Below are 19821 nucleotides of genomic sequence, written 5' to 3'. Positions count from 1 at the left end.
GAATCGCGTTAGCGGTAGAGGTCAGGATCCGATGAATCTGGGCGTGTCTTGAAGCGTCGATGAATCCACATGTATTGCTCAGGTTTTTGCAAAATAGCATATTCAATCATACGATTAACACGCGTCACATCTGCAACTTGGTCTCCGGTTGGAAACTGCTCAAACTGCGGATAAAACGTCATATCATAACCACTACCATCGTCGCGCCGAAAGCAGGTTACAGGCAGCACCACACAGTTAGCATTTTCGGCAAACAACAAGGTGCCGGTGGTAGTACTTGCTTGCTCTACAGCAAACAACGGGGCAAATACGGTACGCTTGCGGCCGTAATCTTGGTCCGGCAAGTAGCCAGCAATCTCACCTTGGTCTAATGCTTGGAGCATGCTACGTACGTCAGTACGTGGGATCATGTACTTGTTGGAGCGTCCTCTACCACGGGTTTGTAAAAACTCCATAACGGCATTGTTATGAGGTCGATACAAGCCTACGGCGGGTTGCACGAACCCATGCAAGCGGGCATGAACTTCAAGACTAAGAAAGTGAAACAGCAGCAAGAGCACGCCTTTACCCTCGGCGAGCGGGGCTTGAATATGCTCAATGCCATGCAGATGAAGTTTGCGTTTTATACGCCAATCAGGCCACCACCATGCCATACCAGTCTCAAAAAAAGCGATACCAGTATTTTCTAGGTTGCGTTTTACCAACTGCTCGATATCTTCTGCACTTTTATTCGGAAAACAAAGCTCCAGATTACGGCGGGCAGTGTGTGCCCGTTTAGGTACAAAGCGGTAAAACAGGCGGCCTAGGCCGCGACCCATGGCAAGCTGCCATTTGTATGGCAGCCATGAAATACCATATAAAAAGCCGGCGCTGAGCCACGTTAACCAATACTTAGGTGATAGAAAACGTAGCTCAAACTTAGGTTTCTCAATTATTTTCATTCACAAGACTTGCGTTAATGGCGACTAAATCTTGTTCACTGATCAAACCTGATGCCTGTTTAAGAGCAAGATACTGACGGATATAACCATAGCGCGCACTCGATAAATTACGGCGAGCATTAAAGAGGTTACGCGTGCTGTTTAGCACGTCCACAATCGTACGGGTACCCACTTCAAAACCTGTTTGAGTAGCTTTCAAGGCACTTTCAGCAGAGATAACTGCTTGCTCAAAAGCTGTGATAGTAGAAATGGCTGCTACCACGTCATAGTACGCGCTGCGAACTTCGCGTTCGACATTACGGCGGACAAACTCTAATTGCTGACTTGAGGCTACGTAGTTTTCGCGTGCTTGCTCTGCTTGTGAGCTAGTACGGAACCCAGAAAAAATAGGTACGCGCACGTTTAGGCCAATTGAGTTGGTATCCATTCGTGGCAAATTGACAGTAATACCGCGAGTCGTTGATTCGGTATCGTTGGTGCTGTATTCACCAGACAAAGACACGGTTGGCAAATGACCGTTTTGGGCAACGTCAATTTGCTGCTCGGCAATTTCAACAGCGACTCGTTGTACCATCAACATTAAATTTTTGTCTTCGGCCGTTTTCACCCAGTTACTGGCATCTTGTGGATTAGGTGACTCGGGGCTAAATGATTGAGTATTTAACTGGGCAAGGTCGCTGTGATAACGGCCGGTTATTTCCCGTAAACTTTCTTGTGCAACTGATACAGCATTGCGCGCTTGGATTTCCGCTGCAACGGCAGTATCAAATTGAGCTTGTGCTTCGTGCACGTCGGTAATTGCGGTTAAACCAACAGAGAAACGCTGCTTGGTTTGTTCTAGCTGGCGCTCAATTGCTTTCTTTTCTGATTCTGCGAAAGCTAAATCATCTTGCCGTTCAAGTACGGTAAAGTAAGCATTAACTACGCGCATCATCAGCTGTTGACGCTCGCTCAAATAATTTACTTCGGCTTGATAAGCTTGTTTCTCGGAGATCTTTGCTTGATCCCAAACATTCATATCGAATAAGGTTTGGGTGAGTGATAGCCCAGCATTCCAGCCTTTGCTTTCTTGATCAAAAATAACCAAGTCGCCGCTGGTGGTGTCAAATTGTACGCGCTCGGCATCAGAACGGCTGTAGCCTGCGCTAAAGTTAAGCTGTGGCCAAAAGCTGGCTTTGGTGATATCAACACCTTTTTGGGCCGCGCGACGCTCGGCGTCAACACGTTGCAAGGTTGGATCATTTTGCAAAGCTAGTTGAAATACTTGTGCAAGGTCGTCGGCATAGGTGACACTAGAGCTTGCAGCAAAGGTTAAACCTAATAGAGCTGATAATACGTGCTTTTTCATGTTCTGGGGTGTCCTGAATTATTTGAAAGCATCATCATGCAAGTGATAACTGGCAATCATTTTACATACACTGGTGAATGATTACCAGTTTACTTTGTCTTTAACTAAATTTCATCGCAACAGTTGCAACGTTGTTGTTTCAAGTGTAACCAATTATGTGCAAAACGCTCATCTATTTACAATCAAAACTAAGCTAAATAGCGGTTAATTGAGTACAAAGAACGGTGAATCACAAATTATTCAAAAAAGCAGGTAACACGTGCAAAAGTTCTCACTTAAAGATGTCAAAATTATCGCAAAAGAAGTCGTTAGAGAAGGATTTTTAAGTATTTATCAGTACCAGTTGCAGCACCGTCTGTTTGCTGGAGGTTGGTCGCCTACCTTTACTCGCGAGATCATGGACCGTGGCCATGCGGTGGTGGTGTTGCCTTATGATCCCAAACTCGACGCCTTGGTCGTGCTTGAGCAGTTCCGCATAGGAGCGTTAGAGGATCCCCATAGTCCATGGCTGATAGAGTTTGTAGCTGGAATGATGGACCAAGAGGATGAGCAACCCGAAGAAGTTGCCCATCGCGAACTCATGGAAGAAGCAGGTTTAACTACCGATGTGTTGCATCATGCCATCACTTATTGGTCGACTCCTGGCGGCTGCACCGAGCAAATCACCGTCTATGTGGCTGAAGTGGATAGCAGTCAGGCGAGTCGGCACGGTGGCCTAGCTAGTGAACACGAAGATATTCGTGTGCATGTGCTGCCGTTTACTGATGTGGTAAGCTTATTGGAGCAAGGTAAGATCAATAATGCAGCCAGTGTGATTGGTCTGCAGTGGATGCAGTTGCATAAACGTAAGTTTGAGCAAATCTAATGGCTTAAATAGCGACAAGACATTTGGATAAGATAAAGAAAGACGATGATTAGTGATGTAAAGCGAACTCGGTATCAGTTTGATTTAGCTGCGCTACAACGCTTAGCTGCGGTTAACTATGCCTGTTTGCAGCCGTTAGTAAAAACCGCCCATAGGGTCGGGGCTTGGGTCGTGAAGATCAGCCCGCAACTCAGTTTTGTGCTCAGCGTCTTAGAGCAGGCGCCTTACACCACGGAAATTCGGATTCAACAGCAAGCTACCGCTGCTACGGCGCGTTTACCGCGTTGGTCTGAAGTTCAGTTAGATGTGCGTTTGTATCACGATGCACAACTGGCAGAAGTGATCCGTAGCCAAGGAGTAGAGCGGATACAAGCCCGGTATGAACAACCAAACGCAGCGATGCATCAGCGCAATGAAAAACATCAGATCAACCAGTTTTTGCAAGAGTGGTTACAGCTATTGCGACAGCAGGCGGTGGTACCACAGCCGTTACCAGGAGCGCGTTAGTGTTACTTTACATTCATGGTTTTGAAAGTTCACCAGCTTCGTTAAAAGCGCAACAATTGCAACAGTTTTTAGCCCAACACCAAGTTCCAGCAGCGTTATTGCCACAGATGCCTGCAACTATGGCAGCAGCTAAATCGATGCTGGATGAGTTTATTGAACAACAACCTATAACTGCGGTTATGGGCAGCTCTTTGGGAGGTTTCTGGAGCCATTACGTGGCATCACGTCTAGCTCAGCAGCAACGACCTGCTCGCGCTGTATTGATAAACCCAGCAGTGGCACCGCAGCATTGGATGCCCGAGCATCCGATTCAGCGCATACATCCCTGTACCCACGAGTCTTATCAACTAGACGCTGGTGATAAACAAGTGTTACAGCAAGTGGAGCAACAACTTGATAGCGCGCTCGAACTTTTAATTTTACTACAGCGCGGTGATGAGCAACTCGACTATCGTCAGGCACAGAACTTTTATCAATCGCAGCGCATGATTGTAGAGAGTGGAGGAGACCATAGTTTTGTAGATTTTCCGCGTTATCTTCCAGCAGCGCTTGAGTTTCTTAGCGTCCTGTAACAGTATAAGAAAATTGCATAATAATAAGAACGAACCAAGTCCTCATCCTTATCCATGGCGTTCATGAAAAGCGAGATAGAACCACGCATGTCAGATTATAAAGCCGATGCCATAGAGGTCTTAAATGGCCTAGAACCGGTCCGGCGCAGGCCCGGAATGTATACCGACACCACTCGTCCTAACCACCTTGGTCAAGAGGTGATAGATAATAGTGTGGATGAAGCCTTAGCTGGCCACGCTAGAGAATTGACGGTGATATTGCACCCTGATCAATCGCTTGAGGTACAAGATGACGGGCGCGGTATGCCAGTTGATGTGCATCCGGAAGAGGGGGTGCCCGGGGTTGAGCTGATCATGACGAAGCTGCATGCCGGAGGCAAGTTCTCAAACAAGAGCTATAAGTTTTCAGGCGGTCTGCACGGGGTTGGTATCTCGGTTGTAAATGCGTTATCAACGCGAGTTAACGTTACCGTAAAGCGTGATGGTCAGGTCTATCAAATGGCTTTTGAGCATGGCGATAAAGTATCAGACCTAGAAGTTACCGGTACTGTTGGGAAACGTAACACAGGGACCAATATTCATTTTTGGCCGGACCCCAAATATTTTGATTCGGCTAAGTTTTCGGTCTTAAAGTTAACGCATTTATTGCGAGCCAAAGCAGTTCTTTGTCCGGGTTTAAAAATCAACTTTCGCAACCTTGTGGATCAAACTGAACAAACTTGGTTATACGAAGATGGCTTGCGCGATTATTTAGTAGAAGCGGTACAAGAATTACCAACGTTACCAGAAGAGCCTTTTATTGGCGCTTTTGCAGGTAACGAAGAAGCGGTTGATTGGGCCGTTACATGGTTGCCTGAGGGGGGCGAAGGTGTTACTGAAAGTTATGTAAACCTTATCCCTACGCCGCTGGGTGGTACTCACGCAAATGGCCTCCGGCAGGGCTTGCTCGAAGCTATGCGTGATTTTTGTGAGTTCCGTAATCTATTACCGCGCGGCGTACGCTTAACTCCGGAAGATATATGGGACCGCTGTGCTTATATTTTATCGGTGAAAATGCAAGATCCGCAGTTTGCTGGACAAACCAAAGAGCGTTTGAGTTCGCGCCAATGTGCGGCGTTTGTCTCTGGCGTCGTGAAGGATGCCTTTAGTCTCTGGCTCAATGAACACACCGAGCAAGCGGAACAACTTGCTGAGCTTTGTATTAATAATGCCCAGCGCCGCATGCGCGCTAGTAAGAAAGTGGTGCGTAAAAAAGTGACTCAGGGTCCTGCATTACCGGGTAAGTTAACCGATTGCGCAACACAGGATCCAGCTCGTGGCGAGTTATTCTTAGTGGAAGGTGACTCTGCTGGTGGCTCTGCTAAACAAGCTCGCGATCGTGACTTTCAAGCGGTCATGCCATTGCGCGGTAAAATTTTAAACACCTGGGAAGTTGAATCGGATCAAATTCTTGGGTCACAAGAAATTCATGATATTTCGGTCGCGCTAGGGGTTGATCCTAACTCAGAAGATCTGGAGCAACTTCGCTACGGCAAAATCTGTATTCTGGCGGATGCAGATTCGGATGGCTTGCACATAGCAACCCTACTTTGTGCTCTCTTCGTTAGGCACTTCCGTCCGTTAGTAGAGCAGGGGCATATCTACGTCGCCATGCCACCACTTTACCGTATTGATGTTGGTAAGGAAGTTTTTTACGCCTTAGATGAAGGTGAAAAAAAGGGTATTTTAGACCGCATTGAAGCAGAGAAAAAGAAAGGCAAGGTAAACGTTCAACGCTTCAAAGGTTTGGGTGAAATGAATCCACTTCAGCTACGGGAAACAACCATGGATCCCAATACCCGACGTTTGGTTCAGCTTACGGTTGACGATAGCCAAGCGACAGATGAATTAATGGATATGCTGTTAGCAAAAAAACGTTCAGGCGATCGACGTGAATGGCTGGAAAGTAAAGGTAATTTAGTTGATTTAGCAGAGGTGGGCTAAGCCCATCTAGAAGCCTTAATCAGCCCACGCATGTAGGAGAATAAATGCAATGTCGATGGATACTGCAGAACAAATACCGCTAAGAAAATTTACCGAGGATGCGTACCTTAACTATTCAATGTACGTCATCATGGACCGAGCCTTACCGCACATCGGCGATGGTTTGAAACCGGTGCAGCGGCGCATCATTTATGCCATGTCAGAGCTGGGCTTATCAGCATTGGCAAAATATAAAAAATCAGCTCGTACAGTGGGCGATGTTTTAGGTAAATTTCACCCGCACGGTGACATTGCTTGTTATGAAGCCATGGTGTTGATGGCCCAGCCATTTTCTTATCGTTATCCACTGGTTGATGGACAAGGTAACTGGGGTTCTCCGGATGACCCTAAATCGTTTGCGGCTATGCGTTATACCGAGGCACGTTTGTCGCGCTTCAGTGAGGTGTTGCTGAGTGAGCTCGGACAGGGAACAACCGATTGGACGCCAAACTTTGACGGGACGATGAAAGAGCCGTTGATGCTGCCGGCTCGATTGCCGCACATTTTGCTAAATGGCGTGACAGGTATAGCGGTGGGCATGGCAACGGATATTCCTCCGCACAATGCTCGTGAAGTAGCCCACGCTTGCGCGTTATTGTTAGAAAAGCCTAGTGCTAGCTTAGCTGATGTTATGGAACACATGCGTGGTCCAGATTATCCCACAGATGCTGAAGTGATCACCCCCCATGACGACATCGTAAAGATGTATGAATCGGGTCGCGGTACCATCCGGATGCGTGCTAAATTCCATCTGGAAGACGGTGAAGTGGTGGTAACCGCATTACCTCACCAAGCCTCTGGTGCAAAAATACTAGAACAAATTGCTGGCCAGATGCAGGCAAAAAAATTGCCGATGGTTAGTGATCTGAGAGATGAGTCGGATCATGAAAATCCTACACGATTAGTGATAGTGCCGCGCTCTAATCGGATTGACATCGAACAGATGATGCAGCACTTGTTTGCGACCACCGACTTAGAAAAAAATTACCGGGTTAACTTGAACATGCTTGGGCTAGATGGACGTCCACAAGTTAAGCCAATCTTAAGTGTGCTGAAAGAGTGGTTAGAGTTTCGTCAGATCACTGTTACCAGACGGCTTAATTATCGACTAGATAAAGTATTAGCACGGTTGCATATCCTTGAAGGTTTACTGATTGCTTACCTGAACATAGATGAAGTGATTGCTATTATTCGCTACGAAGATGAGCCCAAAGCAGAATTGATGCGGCGATTTGCACTCTCGGATACCCAAGCTGAAGCCATCTTAGAGCTTAAATTACGGCATTTGGCCAAGTTAGAAGAAACCAAACTTACCGCTGAACAAAACGAATTGGAACAAGAGCGCGACCATCTGCAATTACTGTTGAGTTCAGACCGCCGTCTTAAGACGTTAATTCGTAAAGAAATATTAGCTGATGCTGAAAAGTATGGTGATGATCGACGTTCACCTTTAGTAGAGCGTCAAGAAGCGAAAGCCCTTAGTGAAAAAGACTTAACACCGGCTGAAGCTGTTACTGTTGTACTATCCAAAAAAGGCTGGGTAAGAGCAGCCAAAGGACATGATGTCGATGGAGCTAGCTTGACCTATAAAGCAGGTGATGAGTTTTTAGCATCTGCTCAGGGTAAGAGTAATCAACAGGTGGTGTTTATCGATAGTTCGGGCCGCAGTTTTGCCTGTGAAGCCCATTTACTGCCATCCGCCCGAACTCAGGGTGAACCCTTAACTGGACGCTTTAGTCTGGTTGCAGGGGAAACGGTTGACCAAGTGTTAATGGCCGCTGATGAACAAAGATATTTGCTGGCCTCGGATGCGGGCTATGGCTTTGTCTGTAAATTTGGCGACTTAGTAGGACGCAACAAAAACGGTAAAGCGGTGTTGAACTTACCAACCGGAGCTAAAATCCTTAAGCCGGTATTGGTACAAGATGTTGCCAGCGACTTACTTGCGGTTGTTTCAAACGAAGGTCGCATGCTGTTATTCCCGATCAAAGATTTACCAGAGCTAGCGAAAGGCAAAGGGAATAAGATGATAAGCATCCCGGCTTTACGTGCGCAGTCGCGCGAAGAGTATGTGGTAGCAACCGCAGTCGTACCCGCTGATGCGGCAATTACGCTCACTGCAGGTAAACGCAAGTTAACGTTAAAGCCAGCAGATTTAGAGCATTATCGTGGTGAACGAGGGCGTCGTGGTAATAAATTACCCCGTGGTTTGCAGAGAGTTGATGCAATATCTGTCGAAAGTCAAAACTGATCGGACGTTTTTTAAATGATAACAAGGTATAATGGCGGGCATTGAAAAAAGGAGAGAGCATGCTCGCTGTTGTACGTATTTTGCTACTAGGTCTATTCGTTATTATTGGCAGCACTTTATTGCTGCTCATTTGTATTTTTCGTCCTTTTCATCCCAATAACACCCCCTTGGCAGCCCATTGGTATGGTCGTATGCATAAGCTGTTGGGAGTAAAGCTGGACATTCGAATCCCTGACGCTTTAAAAAATTCAGGCCCTTTTGTTTACATTGCTAATCACCAAAATAGCTATGATATCTTTACCTTAGCTCGAGCTATGCCGATGCGGTCTGTCAGTATTGGCAAAAAAAGTTTGAAATGGATTCCTTTTTTTGGCCAACTCTATTGGCTCGCCGGCAACATTTTGATTGATAGAAAGAATACTGGTCGTGCTCGCGGTACTATTGAGCAAGCAGCACTAGCTATTCGTGAAAAGCAAATAAGCGTACTATTATTTCCGGAAGGTACTCGCAGTTACGGCCGTGGCTTACTGCCATTCAAGACGGGTGCATTTAGAACGGCAATGCAAGCTGGGGTAGATATCGTGCCTATTTGTGTGTCAAATTTACATGGCAAAATAAAGCTAAACCGTTGGAACAATGGCACTGTTATTATTGAGATGCTCAATCCTGTTAGAGTTTCGAATTATACCGCAGATTCTGTGCGAGCATTGGTCGCCCATTGTCACGAATTGATGTTGAACAAAATGAGTGAGCTTGATAGCGAGCTGCAAGGACAATCCGCATGAGCAATGATTTGAATGAGTTATTAGTGCAAAGTGATGAAACGGTTCAAGCATTACTTGCAGACGGTGCGCCACAAGACCAAAACTTTGTGATTGAACATCACCTCGCAAGCGCTGATTTTACAAAGTTAGAGAAGGCCGCTGTAGAGCTCGTGAAGGCAGGCTATCATGTTGATGATGCCGACGAATTTGAGCTTGAGGATGATAGCCGTTGGTACGCTTTTGTGGCAGTCAGTGAAGTGGTTCTAGATGCAAAAATTCTAGCATTACAAACCAAAGAAGTAGCAACAATCGCTGATTTAGCAGGGGTAGATTATGATGGTTGGGGCACTTACTTCGGTGATGATGACGAAGAAGAGTAATCTAGTTTTATCATCAAGTAACTCCTATTTATAGAAAAGCCCCGCGTTCACCTTTGATTGGTAAGCGCGGGGCTTTTAGTTAGCCTTATTATAACGCTATTCTACATCTCATAGTGCCGCAATTTTGTCGCGTTGATGCTGCAATTGCTCAAGAGTTTCTTGGCTTTCTTTGAGCTTCGCCTGCTCTTTCTCAATGACTGCAGCTGGCGCCTTGTCTACAAAGTTGCTGTTGCTCAGTTTACCTGCAACGCGTTGATACTCAGCCTTAGCTTTATCTATGGCCTTATCTAAACGTGCGAGCTCTGCGGCGGTATCAATTAAACCAGCCATCGGGATATGAATCTCCATCCGCCCTACAAGCGCTGTTGCACTCGCTGGAATAGCCGCTGCATCATCAACAAACTCGATACTTGTGAGCTTGGCCAACGAACTCAACAAACTCTGGTTTTGCTGTAAACGTTGCATTGCTAAATCATCGGCTTGATAGATTATAATTGGCAATGAGGTGTTCGGAGATAAATTCATTTCACCACGAATATTCCGAATCGCCACAATAACTTGCTTTAACCATTCCATGTCATCACGAGCTCCGCTAAAACGCTCGCTCTGCACCGTTGGGTAGGCCTGTAACATGATACTGCTACCACTTACGCCAGCGAGTGGAGCAACGCGCTGCCAAATCGCTTCAGTAATAAATGGTAGTAATGGATGCAACATGCGTAATAGCTGCTCAAGTACAGTAATGAGGGTATGTCGCGTGCCTCGCAATTGTGCCGCATTACCGTTTGAAAGAACGGGCTTAGTCAGCTCTAGATACCAATCACAGAACTGGTTCCAGGTAAATTCATAGGCAATACTTGCAGCATGGTCGAAACGATAGTTATCCAGCGCTTGGCGGAATTGCGCCAGGGTATCGTTAAAGCGCTCGATGATCCAGCGATCAGCCAGCGATAACTCAAGCTCAGAACCATCAGTACCACAGTCTTCGTTCTCAGTATTCATGATCACGTAGCGGCTTGCATTCCAGAGTTTGTTACAGAAATTACGGTAACCTTCTAGGCGCTTCATGTCCCAATTAATATCGCGTCCGGTTGAAGCTAATGCTGCAAGGGTGAAGCGGAGAGCATCAGTTCCATGTGCACTGATACCTTCAGGAAACTGTTTTTCAGTACGCTTAGCGATTTTAGCTTCTAATTGGGGTTGCATCATATTGGCGGTGCGTTTTCCCACCAGTTCAGACAACGAAATACCATCAATCATGTCTAGGGGATCAAGGACGTTACCCTTTGACTTAGACATTTTTTGGCCTTCTTCATCACGAATTAGACCAGTAACGTAAACCGTTTTAAAGGGTACCTGTGGCTTACCGTTTTCATCTTTGAGGAAGTGCATGGTCATCATGATCATGCGCGCTACCCAAAAGAAGATAATATCAAACCCAGTAACTAGCACGTCAGTTGGATGAAATGTTTTAAGGTCATCCGTTTGCTCTGGCCAGCCAAGAGTCGAAAAAGTCCACAGAGCTGAGCTAAACCAGGTATCTAACACATCTTCATCTTGTCTTAATTCACGGTCACCCAGATTGTGTTGTGCACGAACTTCAGCTTCATCCCGTCCTACGAAGACGTTACCATCATTATCATACCAAGCTGGAATACGATGTCCCCACCACAATTGACGAGAAATACACCAGTCTTGGATATCACGCATCCACGCGAAATACATATTTTCGTATTGCTTCGGCACGAACTGAATGTCACCGTTGGTAACAGCTTGTGTTGCAACCTCGGCTAATGGAGCGACCCGCACGTACCATTGATCGGTTAAGTGTGGCTCAATAGGAACACCACCACGGTCGCCATAGGGTACTTTATTGGTGTGAGGCTCGGTTTTGTCGAGTAAACCCAATTGCTCAAATTCAGCAATTAGCTGCTTGCGTGCCGCAAAGCGCTCTAATCCTTGATACCCCTCCGGTAAGGTACCATCAAACTCTCCAATGGCAGGCAGTGCTTCACCGGTAGGCGTATAGAGCCCTGCCACTTGGCGCACGTGGGCGAGGTCATCAAAAATAGCGATCATAGGTAATTGGTTACGTTTACCTACTTCGTAGTCGTTAAAGTCGTGCGCTGGAGTAATTTTGACACAGCCAGTACCAAATTCTTTATCAACATAAGTATCGGCAATGATTGGAATTCTACGACCCACAATAGGGAGCAGAACCTCTTTGCCAATCAAGTTTGTGTAGCGTTCATCGTCTGGATGAACCGCAACACAAACGTCGCCCAACATAGTTTCTGGGCGAGTTGTTGCTACGACCAAATAAGATAGTCCAGCAGCAGTAGTAACACCGTCAGCAAGAGGATAGCGTAAATGCCAAATGTGCCCTTGTTGCTCTTTGTTTTCTACTTCTAAGTCAGAAATTGCGGTTTGAAGTTTCGGATCCCAGTTAACCAGGCGTTTCCCACGATAGATAAGATTTTCTTGATGCAGGCGCACAAAAACTTCTTTGACAGCATTGGATAACCCATCATCCATCGTGAAACGCTCGCGCTCCCAATCCACTGAGTCACCTAAACGACGCATTTGCTGAGTGATGGTGCCACCTGATTGCTCTTTCCATTGCCAAATTTTATCGATGAAATCTTCACGCCCGATTTCTTGTCGAGTGATACCTTGAGCTGCTAATTGACGCTCCACGACCATCTGTGTAGCTATCCCGGCATGGTCGGTACCGACTTGCCAAAGGGTATTGTAGCCATCCATCCGCTTGTAGCGAGTGAGGGTATCCATAATCGTGTGCTGGAAAGCATGCCCCATATGCAGACTACCAGTCACGTTGGGTGGCGGTATCATGATGCAATAGGACTCACCTTGTCCCGAGGGCTTAAAATAACCTTGTTGCTCCCATTGCTGATAAAGAGCTTGTTCGATAGCGTTTGGGGAATACGTTTTGTCCATAGAAACCTTCATATCGTTCTATTTTCACGAAGAAAACTGCACATCTTTGGCTTGTATTGTAGATAAATTCAAACCTAGACTGCGATATTGTTTAAAGCGTTCACGAGCTAATTGACGACCTTCATCATCACTGGGAACACGCTCAATAATCCTATTTGCACCGTTTAGCGGTGGCATCTCACTCATTAAATTGACGATGACAGCGGTACGCCTATTGGATGCGTTGACACCTTGCCAGCAAATTTCAACGGGGGCCCCCTGAGTGGGGCCCTCGCCAACTAGGTTATGCGGCACAAAGGCATCAGCAGGATGCTGCCATAAGGCTTGATCGAGCTGTTCGGCCAATTGCTGCGTTTGGCACCACACCCTTACGCTGCGATAGTCGCGCCAATGGCTAGCAATATGCTCACAAAAAAATGTAAGTTGCTGCTGTTCGTCTAGACCATCAAGAACGTAAAAGATGCACTGGCTCATATTAATCCTGAGTTAAAGCTTGCGTACGATTGATTATAAACTGAGTAAGCAAAGGTACCGGCCGGCCGGTCGAACCTTTTTTAGCTCCGCCACGCCAAGCTGTTCCGGCGATATCTAAATGAGCCCAGTTATATTTTTTAGTAAAGCGCGATAAGAAACAGGCCGCAGTAATGGTGCCAGCTTCGCGTCCACCTAAATTAGCCATATCGGCAAAGGGGCTATCTAACGATTCTTGGTATTCTTCCCATAGTGGTAAACGCCAAGCTCGATCTCCAGTTTGCTCTGATGCAGATAGCAATTCATGAGCAAGTGGATTATGGCTACTCATCAAGCCACTAGCGTGTGCACCAAGAGCTATCACACAAGCACCTGTGAGTGTTGCTACATCAATTACTGCATCGGGTTCAAATCGTTCAACATAGGTAAGGGTATCACATAATACCAAGCGACCTTCAGCGTCCGTGTTCAATACTTCAACCGTTTGACCACTCATGGTGGTTAGAATATCACCTGGCCGATAAGCTTTACCATCAGGCATGTTCTCGCAACCGGCCAAGGCACCAATTACATTAATAGGTAATTGCAGCTCAGCAATCGCATGCATGGCGCCAAGTACCGCAGCAGCTCCGCCCATGTCGTACTTCATTTCATCCATAGCCGCGGAAGGTTTAATCGAAATCCCACCAGAGTCAAAGGTTAAACCTTTACCAACAAGCACAATAGGGGCTTGGTCTGGTGCGCCACCTTGATAATGCATCAGGCTGAGAATTGATTCATGCTCTGAGCCACGGCCTACAGCCAGATAAGCGTTCATCCCAAGCTCAGCCATTTCTTGTTCGGTGACTGCCGAGAATGTAACATTGTCATACTTATCAGCTAATGCGGCGGCTTGCTCGGCCAAATACTGCGGCGTACAGATATTGGGTGGCATATTGGCGACATCCCGACAAACATGCATGCCTCTGGCTACAGCTAGGCCATGCTGAATAGCTTTTTCGCTTAGTGGTAGTTCACGACGCGTTGGCACGTTGAAGACTAACTTGCGTAACGGTCGACGTGGTTCTTCTTTGCGTGTTTTGAGTTGGTTAAAAGTATATAGGCTTGATTGTGCTGCCTCGACTGCTTGACGGACCTTCCAATAGGTGTCGCGTCCCTTAACATGTAATTCACTCAAAAAACAAACGGCTTCCATTGAGCCAGTTTCATTTAAAGTATGGATGGTTTTTTCAATAATTTGTTTATACTGACGTTCATCGAGTTCACGTTCTTTACCACAACCAACGAGCAGTACTCGCTCGCTGAAAATATTGGGAACGTTGTGCAATAGTAACATTTGTCCCGGCTTGCCTTCTAAATCGCCACGCCGTAGCAGGTTACTTAAGTAACCGTCACTTACTTTATCGAGTTGTTCAGCAACTCCAGATAGGCGGCGTGGTTCATAGACACCGACGACAATGCAGGCAGATCGTTGCTTCTCCGGACTGCCACTTTTTACGTTGAACTCCATAAGTGCTCCCGTTTGCTGCGGTTGACAGCAGATCGCTGCCGTAGAATAATTCTTGTGAAAATGACAAGTTTACTTAAAAATCGCAGTATTTCCAGCAAAAAGCTATGTTAAGAGTGGTCTCTAGTGCGCATATTTCGCTATTTAATCGGTGAAACATTTAAGTCTCAAATCGCTGTGTTGGTGGTTTTGATGACTATTTTCGTCAGCCAGAAGTTCGTTCGGGTGCTGGCTGATGCATCGGCGGGCGAAATTCCAAGCAACATAGTTATTCAGTTACTTGGGTTAAACTTGCCCGCATTGGCTGCGCTAATTCTGCCCTTAAGCCTATTTCTAGGAATCTTGCTAGCACACGGTCGGATCTATGCTGAGAATGAAATGAGCGTGCTGCATGCCTGTGGGGTGAGCGAGTGGTATGTTACTCGTGTCACCTTAGTTGTGGCTGTTTTATTAGCCCTTCTAACCGCTAGCTTGACCTTGTGGTTGGTGCCTTGGTCGCTAGAACAAGAACGTGTCGTGGAAGAAAAAGCACGCAGCGAAACAGGGTTAAGCGTTATCATGCCAGGCCGTTTTCAACAGGCAAGCAACCAGAAAGCAGTGATTTACGTGCAAGGGCTAACCGAAGACGGCAGTTTAGATGAAGTGTTTGTGGCGCAGTCACTGCGAGATGAAAAGGATCAAGTGGTTGGTACTAGTGTCGTTATGGCCGACAGTGGTAGTGTTTTAGCGGCCGCTTCGGGAGCACAAACCTTAGTGTTGAACAATGGTATGCGCTACGCCCAGAGTCATCTAGAAAAAGAGTATCAAGTGATGCAGTTTGACGACTATCAACTGCAAATAAAGGAACAAGAAGGCTCAGAGTATATCCGTAAACTAGAAGCATATAGTACCGCCGAATTGCTGGCAGAAGATAATCCTGAAGCCCATGCTGAATTACAGTGGCGGATTGCTATTCCACTAGCAATGCCGCTGCTTACTCTGATTGCGGTGCCATTGAGTAGGGTAAATCCTCGTCAGGGCAAATTTGCCCGAATGGCACCAGCTTTGTTGATATATCTGGGATACTTTTTGATTTTAATGGCTGCCCGCTCGGCGGTAGCTGATGGTGTTATTCCACCGGTCGTTGGACTGTGGTGGATTCATATCTTATTGCTCTTGTTCGGTGTGATCTTGATTGGTAAAGGTCGGTCGTTAGGGCTCAAGCTCCTCGCTAGCTTACGAGGAGAACGTTAATGTTTTCTATCTTAGACAAATACATCGCTCGCTCCGTGTTAGTTACGTCATTGTTGAGTTTGGCGGTATTGAGTGGGCTATCTAGTCTGATTCGGTTTGTTGAGCAACTCAAATCAGTCGGCAAAGGCACCTACAGTGTGGCAGATGCGGGCCTTTTTGTGCTTTACAGTCTGCCGCGAGATATTGAGGTGTTCTTCCCTATGGCTGCTTTACTTGGTGGCCTGATTGGAATGGGAATGTTGGCGAGCAATTCAGAGTTAGTGGTGATGTTAGCTGCCGGGCGTTCTCGTTTAAATATCGTTGCTTCAGTGATGAAAGCCGCGGTGATTATGATGCTAGCAGTTATGGCTATGGGCGAGTGGATTGCACCGCAATTAGAATCTCATGGTCGAGAACTAAGGGCCCGTGCGATATCAGGCGGCAGCCTAATTTCTGCTCAACAAGGTATTTGGGCTCGCGATGGTCAGCGCTTCGTTAATATTGGAGAAGTTGAAGATACAGGACGGTTACGCAACATCACTGTGTATGAGTTTGACCAGCAACAAGAATTGCAGGCCGTGATGCAAAGTGATTCAGCTATGTATCAGATTGATCGTTGGCGTTTACAAGGGGTTACCACCACCCGTTACGGATTAGAGCAGATTACTACTGAGCGCCGTGGTGAATTGTTATGGCAATCTAGCTTAACTCCGGACAAGTTAGGGGTGGTTACGGTAAAACCTGAGTCACTTTCTATTCGTGGACTGCTAGACTACTTAGACTATCTCACCAGTAATAGGCAAGCATCTGAGCGTTACGAATTGGCGTTATGGCGAAAAGTGCTGGCGCCTGTTACCGTAGCAGTGATGCTGCTGGTGGCGTTATCATTTATCTTTGGGCCGCTACGTTCTACGTCTATGGGCGCCCGGATTTTACTTGGTGTGATAACTGGTTTTGGTTTTCATGTCAGTAATGAGATATTTGGTCCTATGGCGCAGGTTTATCAAATGCCGCCAGTACTGGGGGCTCTATTACCAAGCTTAATATTTGCAATTTGGGCAATTTGGATGATGCAGCGCCGAGGAGCCTAGCATGGCGCTTCACTATCAAAACTAGAGTTCCTTCCAATAATACAACTGGTTAGCTTCTTTGGATAAGGTTACAAGTTCTGTCCCAGCAGCGTAATCATGCCAAGCTCGGCGATGTTTGAAATCTACGAGTACCCAAAGGTTACCTAGGCCAAAGCAACAAGTTAATACTCTAATCAAAGCTTGTTTTTTGGTAATCCGGTGGCCGTTGCGTTGTTGTACTTTTAGACGCCAAGCACGCATCCCAATAGTTTGTCCACTACGCCACCAGAACCAGCCAAAAAAGCCACCAAGCACTAGTAGTAGATAAATTTGATAAAACATGGATTGGTTCAACCAAGCGGCATGGTCCATCCCCGCTGGTAATTCTAACCAACCTAAGCTAGTGAGCAGTGCTGCGCAACCTAATGCTAGTGCAGACGCTAACATGATAATCGCAACCGCGACTAGCACATCATAAATCATGGCTGCAAGACGTCGTAAGAAACCAGCACTGGCAAACTCAGCATGAATTTGAGCAGTCGAGCGCGGTGCATCAGTAGGATTAGCATTAGCGGTATCGGTCATAGCAGTCTCTATTGGTAAATAAACGCTAATCATATTAACTAATATTCATCTCGCTGCCGAGTAAAACTGGTTGATTGGCTAGGATTTAGCCGATTGATTCAAGTTATGAATAAATCACTTGATTGGTTGCGAAGCATCAGTATAATGCGCTGCATACTTCAGTTAGCAACGCTAGCGCAAAACCCAGTGCCTGGGTGGCGAAATTGGTAGACGCAGCGGATTCAAAATCCGCCGTTGGCGACAACGTGTCGGTTCGAGTCCGACCCTAGGCACCATCTATTCAAAGATTACTCCGCGTATAATTTCTCGCTCCATGATGGGCTCGTCCTGCAAGGCTTCCGCCTTTAATTAGTGAAAGAAACTTTCGACACAGACATTATCCCAACAATTTCCTTTTCGGCTCATACTCTGAGTAAGCCCATTTTTTTAGCGCTTGGCAAGAGCTATACCTACGACGGCCACAACCGCCGTGTTAAGGTGGCAGGCAACGGTGATACCCGCTACTATCTCTACAGCCAGTCGGGGCAGCTGTTATTGAGCGAAGATAACGGCGTTCAAACGAACTACAATTACCTTGGCAATAGGCTTATCGCTGAAGACCGCCAGGCAACATCCACCTTTATCAATACAGTTAGGTTGGGCAGCCCTGTGGCAAGAATCACCAGCGCAGGAAGGGTAGAGAGTCGCCGGCAGTACCAACCTTTTGGTGACACTTACGAAGCGCCAAGCGACGACATCGGATACACTGGCCATAAGTACGATAATGACTTAGGCCTGAGTTATATGCAGGCACGATACTATGATCCAGTGGTTGGGCGGTTTTATTCGAATGATCCGGTTGGATTCAAAGATATACATAGCTTTAATAGGTATGCGTATGCGAATAACAATCCATATAAATATGTAGATCCAGATGGAAGGGAAGTATCAGTTGCTGCAAATTTACAAAAGGACTATAACGCAGCTAAAACTTATTTAACTTCAAAATCCAGCATAGCTAAGTCTTACTTCAATAGAATCGAAAGTAGTAGACAAACGGTTAGAATTGAAAGGACAAATGGCGGCTCTGAATCAACTGTTGGTGATCCTGTTATGGGCGACAAAATTGATTGGAACCCTCAAGAGGGATTAATTACAAGTGATGGTTCTCAATCACCAGCTACGGGACTTATTCACGAAATAATACACGTGTTAGTGAACGAAGCTGGAGTTCCGAATGAACAACAGGATCAGACTACAATTTTGAAAGAAAATGCAGTTAATTCACAAACTGGCGAAGGGACAAGGCGAGATCACAATGACGGTACTGTAGAAACTGTAAGTGGCCCGACTTGCAGGTCAACAGAAGATGGAGGCGAGGTTTGTGGTTAGGTTAAAGTATATTATTTTAACAATTATAGTTTTGCTTCAAGGATGTGGCGAATCTGGTCTGGTTGATATTTATTATGACGGATTTTGGACAAAGCATAGGGTTTATCAAAGTGAAGCTCAACTTGAAGAAAGCGCCAAAATAAAAATCACAAAACTAGATATAAAATTACTTTCTGATGAGGCATCAACATATCTTTTTGATAACTTTGGTGTAAACAACAAAGCCAAGATACCGGAAGACATAGTATTTATGGCTCTAATTCGCTCTCTAGATGGAAAATTAGAAAGAAAAATTATTGGAGACAGTATTTATCTTTATGACGTTACTAATAACTTGTTTAAAGTTTTGGACGATGATCAAAAAGATTACTTAAGGTGCTTTTTCACTAAACATGCGAGTGAACCAGTAATTGACGAAAAATTAGAAAGTCATTGTGCAAAGTATAAAATTTGACCTCACAGCCCCTTCGCGGGGCTTTTTTGTGGCCAATCGGAAATTGTTAACAACGCAGAAAGGACTGGCTGGTGTTGTATTCGATGATGGGTGGACGAACCTTTTTAAAGATCCAAATGACAACCGCCTTTGGGAATTGACATATAGCAGCTCCGACTCTCATGGTGGAGGAGCGCCAGTATTGAGTTTAGTATCTTTGGACGAGGCTCGATCCAAGTACACTAATTTCTCTGGTTAATGAGTGTTACTCTGATTTTGAATCCAAAGCCCCGCACTCGCGGGGCTTTGTTTTTTCTGGGGTAGCTGGCTTGGGGTTTTGTTTTCAAGACTGGCTAATCAGCTTAATGAAAAAATCCGTTTGGTGCCAAATTCAATTGGGTGATCTGCTCAGGACTGAAGCCTTGGCGAAGGAGTTCGAAGTCAATTATTTGCACTTGAGCCTTTTGTCCTTCGCCAATCAATTTATAGCAACTGCCACTCGCTGTAATGATAAATTGAGAGAGCAGCGTCAAATTGAGCGAGACGAGGCGATTAAGCAGGCAT

General features: G+C 46.0%; 18 protein-coding genes, 1 tRNA gene and 2 pseudogenes. 13 read left to right on the top strand and 8 right to left on the bottom strand.

Annotation, left to right across the window (positions count from 1 at the left end):
* Nucleotides 1-8 precede the first annotated feature (8 nt).
* Complete coding sequence (lpxL, locus tag NOG12_RS09255) at nucleotides 9-935, bottom strand: LpxL/LpxP family Kdo(2)-lipid IV(A) lauroyl/palmitoleoyl acyltransferase (RefSeq protein ID WP_162014597.1); 927 nt, start codon at nucleotides 933-935, stop codon at nucleotides 9-11.
* A complete protein-coding gene (gene tolC, locus NOG12_RS09250) occupies nucleotides 928-2289 on the bottom strand; it encodes an outer membrane channel protein TolC (protein ID WP_153827216.1) in 1362 nt (453 codons plus the stop codon). The genes lpxL and tolC overlap by 8 nt, the downstream gene beginning before the upstream one ends.
* 259 nt (nucleotides 2290-2548) lie before the next feature.
* Here tolC and NOG12_RS09245 point away from each other — a divergent pair, with 259 nt between their 5' ends.
* From NOG12_RS09245 to rraB, 7 genes are all read left to right on the top strand, one after another.
* On the top strand, nucleotides 2549-3154 hold the full coding sequence (locus NOG12_RS09245; protein ID WP_162014595.1) for an NUDIX domain-containing protein: 606 nt from the start codon (nucleotides 2549-2551) through the stop codon (nucleotides 3152-3154).
* A 45-nt stretch (nucleotides 3155-3199) separates the two neighbouring features.
* A complete protein-coding gene (locus NOG12_RS09240; RefSeq protein WP_153827217.1) occupies nucleotides 3200-3661 on the top strand; it encodes a DUF1249 domain-containing protein in 462 nt (153 codons plus the stop codon).
* Nucleotides 3661-4233 (top strand): YqiA/YcfP family alpha/beta fold hydrolase, encoded by a 573-nt coding sequence (locus NOG12_RS09235; RefSeq protein ID WP_153827218.1) that lies wholly within the window; start codon nucleotides 3661-3663, stop codon nucleotides 4231-4233. Before NOG12_RS09240 ends, NOG12_RS09235 begins: the two co-directional genes overlap by 1 nt.
* A gap of 87 nt (nucleotides 4234-4320) precedes the next feature.
* Complete coding sequence (parE, locus tag NOG12_RS09230; RefSeq protein WP_110076419.1) at nucleotides 4321-6216, top strand: DNA topoisomerase IV subunit B; 1896 nt, start codon at nucleotides 4321-4323, stop codon at nucleotides 6214-6216.
* A 49-nt stretch (nucleotides 6217-6265) separates the two neighbouring features.
* Nucleotides 6266-8506, top strand: a complete 2241-nt coding sequence (gene parC / locus NOG12_RS09225; protein WP_313933070.1) for a DNA topoisomerase IV subunit A — start codon at nucleotides 6266-6268, stop codon at nucleotides 8504-8506.
* 59 nt (nucleotides 8507-8565) lie between these two features.
* Nucleotides 8566-9291, top strand: a complete 726-nt coding sequence (locus NOG12_RS09220) for a 1-acylglycerol-3-phosphate O-acyltransferase (protein WP_153827220.1) — start codon at nucleotides 8566-8568, stop codon at nucleotides 9289-9291.
* Entirely contained in the window at nucleotides 9288-9650 is a 363-nt protein-coding gene (gene rraB, locus NOG12_RS09215) for a ribonuclease E inhibitor RraB (RefSeq protein ID WP_110076375.1), read from the top strand. Before NOG12_RS09220 ends, rraB begins: the two co-directional genes overlap by 4 nt.
* A gap of 108 nt (nucleotides 9651-9758) precedes the next feature.
* Here rraB and NOG12_RS09210 read toward each other — a convergent pair whose 3' ends face one another.
* The 3 genes from NOG12_RS09210 to pepA are packed head-to-tail and all read right to left on the bottom strand — an operon-like array spanning nucleotide 9759 to nucleotide 14589.
* On the bottom strand, nucleotides 9759-12608 hold the full coding sequence (locus NOG12_RS09210) for a valine--tRNA ligase (RefSeq protein ID WP_153827221.1): 2850 nt from the start codon (nucleotides 12606-12608) through the stop codon (nucleotides 9759-9761).
* Nucleotides 12609-12632: 24 nt separating this feature from the next.
* Nucleotides 12633-13082 (bottom strand): DNA polymerase III subunit chi, encoded by a 450-nt coding sequence (locus NOG12_RS09205; protein ID WP_153827222.1) that lies wholly within the window; start codon nucleotides 13080-13082, stop codon nucleotides 12633-12635.
* Between the two features lies 1 nt (nucleotide 13083).
* A complete protein-coding gene (pepA, locus tag NOG12_RS09200; protein WP_110076372.1) occupies nucleotides 13084-14589 on the bottom strand; it encodes a leucyl aminopeptidase in 1506 nt (501 codons plus the stop codon).
* Nucleotides 14590-14712: 123 nt separating this feature from the next.
* Between pepA and lptF the strand changes: the two genes are divergently transcribed.
* A complete protein-coding gene (gene lptF / locus NOG12_RS09195) occupies nucleotides 14713-15819 on the top strand; it encodes an LPS export ABC transporter permease LptF (RefSeq protein ID WP_110076371.1) in 1107 nt (368 codons plus the stop codon).
* A complete protein-coding gene (lptG, locus tag NOG12_RS09190) occupies nucleotides 15819-16889 on the top strand; it encodes an LPS export ABC transporter permease LptG (protein ID WP_110076370.1) in 1071 nt (356 codons plus the stop codon). The genes lptF and lptG overlap by 1 nt, the downstream gene beginning before the upstream one ends.
* Nucleotides 16890-16910: 21 nt before the next feature.
* Here lptG and NOG12_RS09185 read toward each other — a convergent pair whose 3' ends face one another.
* Entirely contained in the window at nucleotides 16911-17453 is a 543-nt protein-coding gene (locus NOG12_RS09185) for an RDD family protein (protein WP_153827223.1), read from the bottom strand.
* A 188-nt stretch (nucleotides 17454-17641) separates the two neighbouring features.
* Between NOG12_RS09185 and NOG12_RS09180 the strand changes: the two genes are divergently transcribed.
* Nucleotides 17642-17728: transfer RNA gene (locus NOG12_RS09180), tRNA-Leu, on the top strand.
* Between the two features lie 4 nt (nucleotides 17729-17732).
* Here NOG12_RS09180 and NOG12_RS09175 read toward each other — a convergent pair.
* Nucleotides 17733-17870 (bottom strand): annotated as a pseudogene (locus NOG12_RS09175) (IS3 family transposase); the annotation flags it as partial.
* On the opposite strand from NOG12_RS09175, the gene NOG12_RS09170 reads away from it, so the two are divergent.
* From NOG12_RS09170 to NOG12_RS09160, 3 genes are read left to right on the top strand one after another with little or no spacing between them, the layout of a single operon-like run.
* On the top strand, nucleotides 17805-18824 hold the full coding sequence (locus tag NOG12_RS09170; protein ID WP_313933069.1) for an RHS repeat-associated core domain-containing protein: 1020 nt from the start codon (nucleotides 17805-17807) through the stop codon (nucleotides 18822-18824). The pseudogene NOG12_RS09175 and the gene NOG12_RS09170 overlap by 66 nt on opposite strands.
* Complete coding sequence (locus NOG12_RS09165) at nucleotides 18817-19278, top strand: hypothetical protein (RefSeq protein WP_153827224.1); 462 nt, start codon at nucleotides 18817-18819, stop codon at nucleotides 19276-19278. Before NOG12_RS09170 ends, NOG12_RS09165 begins: the two co-directional genes overlap by 8 nt.
* On the top strand, nucleotides 19259-19516 hold the full coding sequence (locus tag NOG12_RS09160; RefSeq protein ID WP_313933068.1) for an Imm27 family immunity protein: 258 nt from the start codon (nucleotides 19259-19261) through the stop codon (nucleotides 19514-19516). Before NOG12_RS09165 ends, NOG12_RS09160 begins: the two co-directional genes overlap by 20 nt.
* A gap of 103 nt (nucleotides 19517-19619) precedes the next feature.
* Here the strand turns inward: NOG12_RS09160 and NOG12_RS09155 are convergent.
* A pseudogene (locus NOG12_RS09155) lies at nucleotides 19620-19821 on the bottom strand (hypothetical protein); the annotation flags it as partial.

This window comes from Pseudidiomarina fusca (assembly GCF_032227045.1).
In the GTDB taxonomy this organism is placed as follows: domain Bacteria; phylum Pseudomonadota; class Gammaproteobacteria; order Enterobacterales; family Alteromonadaceae; genus Pseudidiomarina; species Pseudidiomarina fusca.
The sequence above is the reverse complement of the archived record's forward strand: the minus strand, read 5'-3'. Positions and strand labels throughout refer to the sequence as shown.